This window comes from Exiguobacterium sp. s131 (assembly GCF_018617345.1).
Classification (GTDB): domain Bacteria; phylum Bacillota; class Bacilli; order Exiguobacteriales; family Exiguobacteriaceae; genus Exiguobacterium; species Exiguobacterium profundum.
The window spans coordinates 267,877-281,230 of the sequence record NZ_JACSJX010000001.1 but is presented as its reverse complement, the minus strand read 5'-3'; the positions used below and the strand labels follow the sequence as shown (position 1 = coordinate 281,230).

General features: G+C 50.6%; 12 protein-coding genes. 5 read left to right on the top strand and 7 right to left on the bottom strand.

All coding sequences use genetic code 11. From position 1 onward, the window contains the following. Positions 1 to 28: 28 nt before the first annotated feature. The gene (locus tag KNO69_RS01565) at positions 29 to 2,041 is read right to left on the bottom strand and encodes a heavy metal translocating P-type ATPase (protein ID WP_214815504.1); all 2,013 of its coding nucleotides are present in this window, start codon (positions 2,039 to 2,041) and stop codon (positions 29 to 31) included. Between the two features lie 130 nt (positions 2,042 to 2,171). On the opposite strand from KNO69_RS01565, the gene KNO69_RS01560 reads away from it, so the two are divergent. The 5 genes from KNO69_RS01560 (at position 2,172) to KNO69_RS01540 (ending at position 7,840) form a co-directional block, all read left to right on the top strand. Beyond that, entirely contained in the window at positions 2,172 to 3,701 is a 1,530-nt protein-coding gene (locus KNO69_RS01560) for a multicopper oxidase family protein (protein WP_251124840.1), read from the top strand. 155 nt (positions 3,702 to 3,856) lie between these two features. Further along, positions 3,857 to 5,002 (top strand): sensor histidine kinase, encoded by a 1,146-nt coding sequence (locus KNO69_RS01555; RefSeq protein ID WP_078147633.1) that lies wholly within the window; start codon positions 3,857 to 3,859, stop codon positions 5,000 to 5,002. 213 nt (positions 5,003 to 5,215) lie between these two features. Further along, positions 5,216 to 6,304 carry an IS200/IS605 family element RNA-guided endonuclease TnpB gene (gene tnpB, locus KNO69_RS01550; RefSeq protein WP_078147634.1) on the top strand — a complete coding sequence of 363 codons (1,089 nt, stop codon included), beginning with the start codon at positions 5,216 to 5,218 and terminating at the stop codon, positions 6,302 to 6,304. A gap of 215 nt (positions 6,305 to 6,519) precedes the next feature. Next, positions 6,520 to 6,663 carry a hypothetical protein gene (locus tag KNO69_RS01545; RefSeq protein WP_026825140.1) on the top strand — a complete coding sequence of 48 codons (144 nt, stop codon included), beginning with the start codon at positions 6,520 to 6,522 and terminating at the stop codon, positions 6,661 to 6,663. Between the two features lie 91 nt (positions 6,664 to 6,754). Further along, complete coding sequence (locus tag KNO69_RS01540) at positions 6,755 to 7,840, top strand: GGDEF domain-containing protein (RefSeq protein ID WP_078147635.1); 1,086 nt, start codon at positions 6,755 to 6,757, stop codon at positions 7,838 to 7,840. 38 nt (positions 7,841 to 7,878) lie between these two features. Here KNO69_RS01540 and KNO69_RS01535 read toward each other — a convergent pair whose 3' ends face one another. The 6 genes from KNO69_RS01535 to KNO69_RS01510 are packed head-to-tail and all read right to left on the bottom strand — an operon-like array spanning position 7,879 to position 13,271. Further along, positions 7,879 to 8,553, bottom strand: coding sequence for a glycerophosphodiester phosphodiesterase (locus KNO69_RS01535; protein ID WP_074035776.1), 675 nt, complete (start codon positions 8,551 to 8,553; stop codon positions 7,879 to 7,881). 1 nt (position 8,554) lies between these two features. Beyond that, the gene (locus KNO69_RS01530; protein ID WP_214815499.1) at positions 8,555 to 9,862 is read right to left on the bottom strand and encodes an ABC transporter substrate-binding protein; all 1,308 of its coding nucleotides are present in this window, start codon (positions 9,860 to 9,862) and stop codon (positions 8,555 to 8,557) included. A 16-nt stretch (positions 9,863 to 9,878) separates the two neighbouring features. Then, positions 9,879 to 10,688 (bottom strand): carbohydrate ABC transporter permease, encoded by an 810-nt coding sequence (locus KNO69_RS01525; RefSeq protein ID WP_047794841.1) that lies wholly within the window; start codon positions 10,686 to 10,688, stop codon positions 9,879 to 9,881. Continuing rightward, positions 10,685 to 11,590 (bottom strand): carbohydrate ABC transporter permease, encoded by a 906-nt coding sequence (locus tag KNO69_RS01520; protein ID WP_214815495.1) that lies wholly within the window; start codon positions 11,588 to 11,590, stop codon positions 10,685 to 10,687. Before KNO69_RS01520 ends, KNO69_RS01525 begins: the two co-directional genes overlap by 4 nt. Next, positions 11,587 to 12,678 (bottom strand): ABC transporter ATP-binding protein, encoded by a 1,092-nt coding sequence (locus KNO69_RS01515; RefSeq protein ID WP_214815491.1) that lies wholly within the window; start codon positions 12,676 to 12,678, stop codon positions 11,587 to 11,589. Before KNO69_RS01515 ends, KNO69_RS01520 begins: the two co-directional genes overlap by 4 nt. Beyond that, the gene (locus KNO69_RS01510) at positions 12,675 to 13,271 is read right to left on the bottom strand and encodes a glycerol-3-phosphate responsive antiterminator (protein ID WP_159562954.1); all 597 of its coding nucleotides are present in this window, start codon (positions 13,269 to 13,271) and stop codon (positions 12,675 to 12,677) included. The genes KNO69_RS01515 and KNO69_RS01510 overlap by 4 nt, the downstream gene beginning before the upstream one ends. Positions 13,272 to 13,354: the final 83 nt, after the last annotated feature.

The following is a 13,354-nucleotide window of genomic DNA, read 5'->3' as shown; positions in this document are numbered from 1 at the left end:
AGCATACGTGCCAAAGATGAAAAAATTGTTAAATCTTCAGAAGTCGGGCGTTGATGGCGACAATCACGGTGCTTAAGCTCATCAAGACGGCACCGACAGCCGGGGACAAGATGATACCAATCGGGGCGAGTACCCCTGCTGCAAGCGGGATAGCGACGATATTATACCCTGCGGCCCACCACAAGTTTTGAATCATCTTACGATACGTGTTCTGTGAAAGCTCCAAAATCGATAGGACATCTTTCGGATTACTGCGGACAAGAACGATGTCAGCCGTCTCAACAGCAACGTCTGTCCCGCTCCCGATTGCGATGCCGACATCCGCTTGTGCTAAGGCAGGTGCATCATTGATTCCATCTCCGACCATCGCTACTTTGCTGCCATCTTTTTGGACGTCTTTCACTTGGTTCGCCTTGTCGTCCGGTAATACTTCGGCATACACGTCATCGATACCGAGCTGACCCGCGACCCAATGCGCGACCTTCTCGTTGTCACCCGTCAACATGATCGAGCGAATGCCTTTTTCATGAAGTGCCTCGACGGTCTCTTTCGCTTCTTCCCTCACCAGATCGGCCATCGCAATCATCCCGACCCATTCTCCGTCTTTCAAAACAAAGACGACGGTCTTTCCTTCTTCCGAGAGTCGTGCAAACGTCTCCTCATCAATTTGAATGTGTTGATCGCGGATATGTCGCGGACTGACGACTTGAATACGCGCACCGTCAACCGTTCCTTCCAATCCGACACCTGTCATCGAACCGAAGTCGTCGACAGCCGCCAGTTTCAATTCCCGTCTCTCGGCTTCTCTTAAAATCCCTTGCGCGAGAGGATGTTGCGACTCACGCTCAACTGCTCCTGCGAGTTGCAACACGTCTTCTTCCTTATAAGACGAGCTCGCCTGTATGTCTGTGACTCCGAAATTCCCTTCCGTCAGCGTACCGGTCTTATCGAAAATGACGGCATCGAGTCGACGCGCCTCTTCAAATTGAGTCCGATTGCGGATGAGAAGACCTTGTTTCGCCGATAATGCTGTCGAAACAGCGACAACAAGAGGTGTCGCCAGTCCAAGTGCATGGGGACATGAGATGACCATGACCGTTACCATCCGTTCAACCGCCGTCCCGACCGAATATCCGAGCATGAACCAAACCGTGAACGTGATGACTCCAGCGGCAATTGCGATATAGAACAAATATTTTGCCGCCCGATTCGCCAAATTTTGAGCCCGTGACTTCGATTTTTGTGCCTCACTCACCAATTCAATCACTTTTGACAAGTACGTTCTTTCTCCCGTACCAATCGTTTCAATCGTCAAGCTCCCTTCTTGGTTGATCGAACCCGCAATGACATCTTCACCTTCTGTTTTTTCGACCGGTACCGATTCGCCGGTCAACATCGACTCGTCGATGGTCGTTCGTCCTTTGATGATTTTCCCGTCCACGGGTACCTGCTCCCCCGGTTTGACGAGGATTCGGTCTCCTTCCTTCAGTTCAGAGATGGGAACGTCTTCCGTTTCTTCCCCATTGATGCGATGCGCCTCGTTCGGGAGCAGTTGTACGAGTTGTTCTAACGCATTTGATGCCCCCATGACCGAACGCATCTCAATCCAGTGACCGAGTAGCATGATCACAATCAGTGAAGCGAGTTCCCAAAAGAAGTCATGCCCACTTCCGTATCCAAAGACGACAGCTGCGCTATAAAAGTAAGCGACGCTAATCGCCAAGCCAATGAGCATCATCATGCCCGGGCTACGCTCTCGTAGCTCTTCCACACTTCCATTTAAGAACGGCCATCCACCGTATACATATACAATCGTCGCCAATACAAATAAGATTGTCTTTTCAAGCGGAAAATCGAGTTCAAACCGCAGCCATTCTTGAATCATGTCCGATAACAATAAAATCGGAATCATCAGTCCGAGCGATATGAAGAAACGTCGTTTAAAATCATCAATCATATGCTCGTGTCCGTGTCCGCCATGATGAGACTCGTGACTCTCCTCATGATGTCCATGGTGTTGATCGTGTGCATGTTCCATCATTCATCCTCTCCTTTACACGGATTGTATACCTCTATTCGGTATGCGATTAAACAGATTTGGACTTTCATGTTTCTTTCACAATTAGGTGGTACAACAAAGTGAGGACTGAACAATGAAGGAGTGTTATAGCATGAAATCGAAAGGAATATGGTTTCTGTTGACGGGGATTTTAATTGGAGGCATCCTCGTTTTACTAATCGTCCTTTTCAACGGGACATGGAAGCATAACAACAATATGGACCAAGATCATATGATGGGAAACGATTCGGCAACGGGTCAGATGGATGATCACATGATGGGTGATAATGGAATGGGTGGCAATAACGGACCGATGGGACACGGAGCGATGCAAGAGCTCCAAGCATCGGATGAACCGACACAGCCGCTTCCGATTCCGACTGCCTTACAGCCAGATCGTGTCACGGGAGACACAGTCTACTATACGGTGGAAGCAACTAAAGGCACGTCACAATTTTTCAAAGACGGCAAGAAATCGGAAACGTTCGGCTATAATGGAGACTTACTCGGACCAATGATCGAGTTACCGAAAGGAAAAACAGTCGTAATCGATACCATCAATCGATTGGATGAACCGACAACGTTCCACTGGCACGGACTCGTCATCCCTGCCGACATGGACGGGGGACCTCATCAGACCGTCGCACCAGGTGAACAGGCACAAGTTCGACTCGACATCGATCAAGAACCTAGTACACTGTGGTTCCACCCCCATCCGATGGGATTGACAGCCGAACAAGTTTATAAAGGGCTCGCCGGTCTTCTTTATGTGACCGACGATGCACAGAACGGTCTCCCGAATGAATATGGAGTCGACGACATCCCGCTCATCGTACAAGATCGACTCTTCACGCCTAACGGTGAGTTGGATTATGATGCCCATATGAACGTTGATGGAACGACGGGGGATACCATTCTTGCGAATGGAGCCATCAACACGACGTTCGACGTTCAAACCGAGACGTTACGAGTGCGACTAGTCAACGGTTCGAATGCGCGTGATTTTGATTTTACGTTATCTAACGAGGCCGAGATGACGCAGATTGCGACAGACGGAGGGCCGTTAGAACGCCCGATTCCCTTAGAGACCCTCACGTTGACACCAGGTGAACGGGCCGAGGTACTGATTGATTTTTCACAAGTTGAAGATGTCGCCGCCTTAAAAGCGGACGGGGTGACATTCACCACGTTTCGTATCGGTGAACTCGGCAAGGCGTCCATTAAGATTCCGACGATCGAAACGGTGGAGCGCTCGACAGATGAGACAGCAGACCGCCGCCTCACCCTTTTTGGAATGGGTAACATGGTGTCAATCAACGGAAAGACATATGACCCGGAGCGTATCGACATCGAAGCGAAACGCGGAGACACTGAGGTATGGGAAATTGAAAATAAGCCGGATATGATGGGTGGGATGACACATCCTTTCCACATCCACGGCGTCCAGTTCCGAGTCATCAGTCGAGACGGAAAACCACCATCCGATCAGGAGAAAGGGTGGAAAGATACGGTAGCCATCGCTCCCGATGAACGGGTGAAAATCGAACTCACCTTCACTAAAACGGGAACGTTCATGTATCATTGCCACATCCTCGAGCATGAAGAAAATGGGATGATGGGACAAGTAAAAGTGACCGAATGACCGACACCTCTCTGTTCTATCAGCGGAGAGGTGTTTTGTATCCGTCCTGATTTCGATACGTTTCTGCTAGGACTATTGCCTGTATAGGGATTCCTTCTCAAATGTCGTATACTAGTTGTGAATGCATGTACAAATGTTCGCGAGGAGGTAGGTCCATGCGCCGATTCTATAAGGTTAGGCAGAAACGCTCCGCTCGTCAAAAACAGCAACGCCATACGTTCTCCATCGCTTCCATCGTGGAAGAAGTACAGGATGCGATGTGTTATATCGATTTCTCAAGATGTCGTCTGTATTCGAATGATTCTCTTCGGCAATGGTACCCTTCTATGACAACACAATCTTTTGACACATTGGAAACATTGACTCGTTATGTATATACCATGTTGGAACGGCATGGGGCGGATTCCGCACAAGTCATGCACCTCATCCAGGAATTGCTCGAATGTGCGACCGAAACGGATCCAAGGATGACTTCACGTCGTCTGCGTTCTAATGACAAGACGCTACATTTGATTTTCAACTTCACGCGGACACCACGTGGCGTTTTCATCATGTGGCGCGACCAAACGGAAGCCGTCCGCTTTGAAGAACGTAAAGACAGTTTCCTTGCCGAACTGTCTCATGATTTCCGCACGCCATTGACTGCCATCCATGGATATACGGAGCTACTCATGACACGCCATCAAGGTTCGGAAAAATCGTATCAGATGCTAACACAAGTCAAACAAGAATCGGAACGGCTGGAGCGGCTCGTCGATAACTTCCTCGATTATCAAAAAGAACGATACACGGCTGATCAACTGACCGTGACGACGTTCGCACTCCGTCCTCTTTTGGAGGATGTCATGTCGAGCTATCAGACGACCTCCTCGCTTCATACGGTGACGTTTGAAACGAATGATGTCTTGATTCAAGCAGATGAAGAAAAGTTACGGCAATTGCTCCATAACCTCATTGGTAACGCCATCAAGTACTCTCCTGATGGCGGGACGGTCCATACGAGCGTATTTGAAAGTGCTGGCACGGTAACTTTATCTGTATCCGATACCGGGATTGGGATTCCAGAAGAAGCACTTCCCTACGTATTTGATGAATATTACCGTGTCGAATCCGCCGCCCACCAAGCCATAAAAGGAACAGGTCTCGGTCTACGAATCTGCAAACGAATTGCCGAAGCCCACGGTTGGGTAATTCATGCGGACTCGGTATACGGAGAAGGCACCACCTTTACAATCGAGCTTCATACCAGACAGAGCTGTCCATTGCTGCCATCCCCTAAACATTCGGTTTCGTTCGACTGATTTAACTAAATCAGGCGAGAATTTTCCCTCCTCTAAGCGTCTCGGGGCGTAGCCCAGCGTAGGTGGGAGATGAATCGCCCGGTCCAAAACTCTTCTCCCCCTGTGACAGATGTGACGAACAAAAGTTCGTGATTCCGTCAGATTCTCCCTTCCTTCCATGGGTATTGGATGAGGAGGACACATCATGATCTTCTGAAGGGAGGATGGACGGACATGCTGAAAGGCTATAAATATAGGCTCCACCCAACGCCGGCACAGGCCGAGTTCCTCATCAAGACGATCGGCTGCGCCCGGTTCATCTACAACAAGCTGCTCGAGGACCGCATCGCCATCCGCGAGGAGGCGAAAGCGGGGAGTGGAACGAGACGGAAACCGGCGACACCCGCCTCCTACAAGCCCCTGTTCCCGTTCCTCGCCGAGGTGGACAGTCTCGCGCTCGCGAACGCGAAGCTGAATCTCGACACCGCGTTCGCGAAGTTCTTCGCCGGGACGGGCGGCTTCCCGGCCTTCAAATCGAGACGGCGGTCGCGCGCCTCCTACACGACGAACAACCAGCACGGCACGATCCGCATCGAGGACGGCAAGGTGAGACTTCCTAAAATCGGCTTCGTGAAGTTCGAACAACATCGCTCGTTTGAGGGCGTCATCCGGTCGGCGACGGTGTCGATGACCAAGACGGGCAAGTTCTTCATCTCCCTCCTCGTCAAACAGGACGATGCACCATGGATCCCAGCCGAGAACAAGGTCGGGATCGATCTCGGTTTGGAGCACTTCGCCGTCATGACGAACGATGCGATGGTCTCGGAGAAAATCGAAAACCCACGTCTCCTTCGTAAGTCCGAGGCGAAGGTCAAGAAGGCGCAACGGGCGCTGTCGCGAAAGAAGATCGGAAGCAAGAATCGTGAAAAAGCCAAATTACTTTTGGCCAAGAAACACGAAAAGATCGCCAACCAACGCAAGGACTTCCTTCACAAACTGTCGAGAAGGATCGTTGACGAGAACCAAGTCATCGTCGTGGAGACATTGAAGTCGGAGGACATGATGCAAAACCATAAGCTCGCCAAATCGATTGCAGATGTCAGTTGGTACGAGTTCGTCCGGCAACTCGAATACAAATCAAACTTCTACGGACGGACGCTCATCAAGGCGGATCAATGGTTCGCATCCACTCAAATCTGTTCCACTTGCGGTGTAAAAGGCGAGAAGAAGGCGATGGATGTCCGTGAATGGACGTGTGCCTGTGGCGCGCATCATGACCGTGACATCAACGCGAGCATCAACCTGTTGATGTTGGCAAACTAAAACGAATTCCTTCAGGGTGGGAACCACCCGACGAGCTTGGTAAACAATCGTGGCTAATAAAAGTACGGTCTTCCCAAGAAGCTCCCACTTCAATTTGTGAAGCAAATAAGTGGTGAGTAGTTCACTCGGTCGAACGTTTTTGTCTTACCTCAATTTGAGAATGAAGTGTCTACCTTTTGGGAATAAAGAAGTGTCGAAGAGAGGAGGAAATGAAGATGAAACAACGTGGCTACTTATCGATTCCCGTCGCCGTTGTATTCGCCGTCGTTTTCGGGCTCACCCTCGATAATTGGTGGCTCGGCATTGGAATTGGCATCGCTATGTTTTTTGCGTTTCGAGGAACAAAGAAGAAAGCGTGAAAAGATAATGAACATTTACACACCTTCAGATTGACAATTATTTGAAGACTGCTACCGTTAATGTATAGTCTATCGAAAAGGTCGTGAAGGAATGACGCTCACCGTCTTGTTGCTCAATGCTTGTGTCGCATTCACCGGATTTTATATCATCTCGAAGATTTATCATTCTTCGCTTTTTAATTCGTACCGTCTTCGTAGTTCTGTGATTGGAATACTCGCCGGTGCACTCGGTCTGTTTTTGATGTATAACGCCGTAGAAGCTAACGATATGGTCCGTGTGGATTTACGTCACTTACCGCTCGTGTTGCTTGCTTTTTATGGTGCTCGTTTTCCTTTATTCATTGCGACACTTGTCATCGCCAGTACACGATTTTTGTTCGGAATGACCGAGCAGGCCGTGATTGCGTTTATCGCGACGTTCATCGTCAGCATCGGGATGCTCTGGATTCATCGGCTGCTTCGGGAGCGACTCTTCTTACAGAGTATCTTTTTGAACGTATGGGCGCTCTTCATTATTTCGATTGCCGTCTATATCAATATGGGTTGGAGCACAGCCTATGTATCCCTCGTCTTGTCCATTTGGATGATTGGCATGCTCGTCGGTCTACTCTCGAGTATCCTCACCATCGATTTAGAACAGACGACCCGCCGTGCCATCGAGTACAAACAGTCGTCTGAACGAGACCATTTGACCGGTCTATACAATCGACGTGTGTGGGATCGATATACGGCTTCCATCGGGCAAGAGAATCGGACGTACAATGTACTCGCGCTCGATATCGATCATTTTAAACATGTGAACGATACATATGGTCACGGAAACGGTGATCTCGTCTTACAACAGTTCGCCAACATCTTAAAAGTCGAGACGCGTGCCCATGACACTGTCGCACGAATCGGTGGCGAAGAATTCGTCATCTTGATGTACGACTTGACGCCAGAGAAGGTAGACAAAGTGGCCAACCGGATACGAGAACGGATTGCTGCTGAACTATTCCACTTGAACGATTTTCCACCGATTCAAATCACGACGTCTGTCGGGGTCGCACACGGGACCTCGCTTCCCATCAAGCGGATGGTCGATCTTGCGGATTCGGCGCTCTATCAAGCAAAACATGAAGGGCGCAATCAAGTTGTTGTCTCGACCTATGACACACCACAACCGATCATGACATGAACAAACCCCGCTTCAAGTGAAAGCGGGGTTTGTTGTACTCATTTTGTAAACCGTTCAACCTCATCTGTCATGATGGCCGAAACCGTTATCGGGGGAAGGTCCTTCACGTCGTTGATCGTGTAGAGCCGTGTCTCGAGCGTCGTCTGTTGTATCTGATCCCATGCTTTCGAACCGATAAATGCAGGCTGGGCGTGAATCGCCTCGGCCCGAATCGTTTCAGCGAACGAGACGGTGTCCGACTCACCCGTGAGTGTCAACACTGCAAGCCGGGCGACTGGTGCCACATCTCGCATTCGGACGAGCGTTTCACGATTGAATGAGGAGAATACGACACGGTCACCGAGTTCAAACTCGTTGACAGCAAACCAAGCGAGACGTTCGATCCCTGGATACGCATATTGATCCGTCTTCAATTCGATGTTCAGGGTGACGTTGCTTCGTTCAATCAGTCCGAGCACCTCTTCTAACGTTGGGATGCGTTCATAGCCGTCAATCTTCAACTGGCGCAACTCCTGAAGCGTCATGTCTTTCACCCATCCCGTTCCATTTGTCGTCCGGTCGACGGTTTCGTCATGAATGACGACGAGACGCCCGTCCTTCGATAGCTGTACGTCCAGCTCGATTCCGTCCACATAGGGAAGAGCTGCCTCGAACGCGGACAATGTATTTTCCGGGTAATTGGCGCTATAGCCGCGATGTGCGTAAATCAACATGTCACTGCCCCAAGGTGGAAGTTGTCTCATCGGCCGCACGCTTCAATGCTTCTTCGACCGACACCCCTTGATACAAACTTTCCATCGCGTTGACGACACTTTGACGTGATTGCGGGAACGTCGAGATGAGCGCTCCTTGTGTCGCCGGTGATGGTTTCGTCTCACTGAGTTGGTCGACCGTCACTTTCAGTTGTGGATATTTCGCCCACATTTCTTTTACGATCGGTTCATTGTATGCTTCCGGATTGATGGCGAAGTAGCCTGTGTCAACATGCCACTGTGCTTGCGCTTCCGTTGAAGCGACATACTTCATGAACTCCCATGCGCCTTCTTTCGTCTCTTCGGCAATGCCATCACCCATCCAGAGCGATGCCCCGCCGATGACGACGCCTTGACGCTCCGCTTCATTCGGTACCGGTAAGTACGATGCGCCGATTTCAAAGTCCGCGTTGTCTGCTACCGTACGGATTCCTGCTGACGAATCAAGGTACATGGCAACTTTTCCAGATTGGAATGCCGCGCGCATGTCGTCCCAGTTTTGACCGACGTTTAGGAATGTCTTCTCATCGTACATCTCTTTGATGAGATTGAACGCGTTCTGTCCTTCTTCGCCATCAAACACGGCTTTCGTCGGGTCTCCGCTTCGTCCATTGTCATTGTCGACATACAGTCCACCTTGTGCGGCCAAGAGCTGTTCAAAGAACCAACCGTAGTTGAGCATCGTGAAGCCGGTCTGACCGTCCGTTGTCAACTTCTTCGCCGCCTCTTTCAACTCGTCATATGTGCGTGGTGCTTTCTCTGGATCGAGCCCTGCTTTTTCAAACGCCTCTTTGTTATAGATGAGGATCGGTGTCGAGGAGTTGAACGGCATCGAGTATTGCTTCCCATCGACCTGATAATAACTCAAGATGTTCTCTTCCCATACGCTCGTGTCAAAATCCTCTTTGTCGATGAACTCTTGAACTGGTGTGATTTTGTTCGAATCGATCATGTATTTCGTCCCGACCTCGAACGTCTGCATGATGGCTGGCGCGTCTTCCGAACCGGCGACCGCATTGAATTTCGTCAACGCTTCCTCATATGTTCCTTGGAAGACCGGTTTGACTTCATAGTCGTCTTGCGAAGCGTTGAACGCGTCGACTTGACTGTTTAAAGCCGTCTCCAAGTCCCCACTCATCGCATGCCAAAAGACGACCTCTGTCTTTCCGTCTTCTGTCGTCGCCGCGACTGGTGCCGCTTCTTCACTGCCACATGCCCCGAGTAATAACACCGAACTTACCAACCCTGCGAATAATCCTAACTTTTTCATTTGTCATATCCCCCTATTATTTGATAGCGCCTTGCGTCAATCCTTCTTGCAAGTGCTTTTGTCCTGCGAACAACAATACAAGTGTCGGAATGATAATCAAGATGACTGCTGCCATGACGACGCCCCAATCCGAGGCGACTTCGTTCGACTGCATCTGTTTGATGCCGATTTGGACCGTCCGCGCCTGTTCCGTGTTCGTGACGAGAAGCGGCCATAAGTACATATTCCAAGTCGTCAAAAAGCTGTACACCGACAATGTGACGAGCGGTGTCTTCGATACCGGCAAGACGACGTTCCAAAAGAATCGGAAGCGACTGATCCCGGCAATTTGGGACGCCTCGTACATTTCATACGGAATCGTTTTGAACTGTTGCCGAAGTAAGAACGTCCCGAACGCAAGTGCGAAGAACGGCACAGACAGTCCCCAGACGCTATTCAGCCAGCCGAGCGACTGGATCGTCAAAAAGTTCGGGACCATCGTCGCTTCCCATGGCACCATCATCGTCGCCAAGAAGAGCATAAAGATGAGCCCTTTTCCTTTAAAGTCGATGAAGACGAACGCGAATGCTGCAAGACTCGATAATACGACCTGTCCGACCATCACGAGGAGCGCGACAATCAAACTGTTGAGCAGGTACGTCATCATTGGGATGCGTTCGAACGCGGCCACATAGTTTTCCAATGAAGGTTCACGTGGAAGGAGATGTCCCTGGAGCACCTCCTTCCCGTCCATCAGACTGATCGAAAACGCATAGGCGATTGGAAACAGCATGACGACGGCACTCAGGATGAGTAAGACATAGACGCCTATATTCCGTAATCTCATTGGTAATGTACCTTCCTTTCGACCAGTTTGAACTGGAGCCACGTCAACAGAAGGACGGCGATGAATAAGAGCACGGCCTGGGCACTGGCACTGCCGACGTTATAATTGATAAACGCATCTTTGTAGATGGCATAGACGATGACATTCGTCGCATTCGTCGGTCCACCTTTCGTCAATAAATCAATCTGTCCGAACGTCTGGAAGGCGTTGATCAGCGAGATGATCCCGACGAAGAAAAGTGTCGGCGACAACATCGGGATGGTGATGCCCCGAAGTTGCGTCCAATAACTCGTCCCGGCAATGTCCGCACTCTCATACAACGTCCGGTCGATGTTTTGCAGACCACCGAGTAGAATCAAGAACGTGAAGCCGATATTCATCCAAACGGTCGCAAGTGATACGGAAAGGAGCGCATATTGTGGATCGAGGAGCCACTGTACACCGCTTGCCCCCACTGCCTCGAGAAACCGGTTGAAGATACCGATCGACGGATTATACATGAACATCCAGATGACCGATGACGCCGCGACACTCATCCCCATCGTCGCTGAGAACGCCGTCCGGAAAATACCGATCCCTTTCAATTTCTCATTGGCGAGGAGTGCGAGCCCGAGCGCAATCAAAATCGTGAGCGGGACCGTCAAAAGGACGAATCCGACTGTCGCCTGAATGCTTTGCCAAAATGCCGTACTCGTGAACAAATTGCTATAGTGCCCGACTCCGACAAATTCGAGTGGTGTCCCCTGTGTGTCGGTCCGGAAAAAGCTTAAATAAATCGTTCGCAAGAGTGGATAGACGAGGAAGACACCAAACAAGATGATAGACGGAGACAAGTACAACAATCCGCTCGCTGCGTCAGATAGCCGCGTCCGGACTTTCTCTCTCGGTAAGGCGACCGTCATTGGAACACCTCCAACGCCTCAAACAGTTTCGGTTGTCGTGGCTCAATGCGCTGTCCGTTCGTATCAAATAGCGACATCTGTTTCGGATCCACATAACACGCCACTTTTTCGCCGACCGTGAGCGGCCATTGCCCCGGCCATTTTGCCAACCATTCATTCCCCCCGATGTCAAAAGCAAGAATCGTCTCGGTCCCGAGCACTTCAATATTTTTTAGCTCTGCATAAAACGTCACATCTTCATCTGCCGGCTTGATTTGCTCAGGACGCACACCGAGTGTCGCCTGCGACGTTTCCGTCAGTGCGTTTGGATGGAACAACCGCCCGTCTGATGCCATCCAGCCTTTTTCTTGTCGTGTCACGTCGACGAGATTCATCGGAGGTGACCCGATGAAGGAAGCGACGAACGTATTCGCCGGTTTATTGTATAAGTCGAGCGGCTTTCCGACTTGTTGCACTTCCCCCTCATTGAGGAGCATGATGCGGTCCGCCATCGTCATCGCCTCGACTTGGTCGTGGGTGACATAAATCATCGTCAGTCCGAGTTTTCGCTGTAACTGGCGAATCTCTGAACGCATCTTTGCCCGTAGTTTCGCATCCAAGTTCGAAAGCGGCTCATCCATCAGGCAAATGGGTGCCTCGGTCACGATGGCACGTGCCAAGGCGACACGCTGTCGCTGACCACCGGAGAGTTCGCGCGGTTTCCGTTTTAAGTAATCGGTGAGCCCGAGTGTCTCCGCCGCCTGTAGGCAACGCTCCCGCTGTTCAAGCTTCGTCAGTCCTTTCGTATGTAGACCGAACGTGATATTTTTCTCAACCGTCATATGTGGGTAAAGGGCATAGTTTTGGAACACCATCGACAAGTGACGCTCACTCGGCTTCATCCCGTTTGCTGCCACTCCGTCGATGCGAAGCGTTCCGCTTGTGATGGATTCGAGCCCGGCTATCATCCGAAGCATCGTACTCTTCCCGCAGCCGGACGGACCGACGAGTGCGAAGAACTCTCCTGCTTCAATCGTCACGTCAATCCCTCGAATGACTTCCGTCTCCCCGAATGATTTCGCCAGTTGTTGTAGTTGTATCGATTTCATGCTAATTCCTCCTTCTGACTTTGTACGTGCCAAAGTCGTTCATCCCCGGTCGATACGGCGAATGCCCCATGATCGAGGGCGCGATGCACGTCAATCGGTTGACGAATCATGCCACCTGTCACAATCGGAAAGGAGACTTCCCGAGAAATCTTCTCGACGACGCTCGGAATCAGCCCCGGCATGAGTTCAATCGCATCCGGTTGTTGAGCCTCAGCGAGTTTGAGTCCGCTCGTGACGGCATCCGAGTCGACGAGAAAGAGTCGTTGTACCGTCAACAGTCCCGCTCGCTTCGCATGCTGGAGCACGGATGCTTTCGTCGTGACAATCCCATCGGCGCCGACACGTTTGGCGAGGTAATCGATTCCGTCCCGGTCGAGGCTGATGCCATTGATTCGCTCAGCGTGGAGGAAGACCGTTCGATTCTCTCGCTTCAAGTGCGCCACATAGCGGTCGAGTGTACTGAGCGTTCCCATCATGAGAAACGTCGTCGTCACATCTGTCCGTAAAAACGCCTCGATTTGTTTTGGACTTTTGATGGAGGCAATCATCCGTTCTTGTCCGATTCGTGCAATCGCTTCATTCACTTGAATCATCCTTTCTTGAAAAAAGGACCAACAGAAACGACACGTCATCGACGTACGGGCTTCTGTTGGTCTCTCAAAGGTTCTACCGGTAA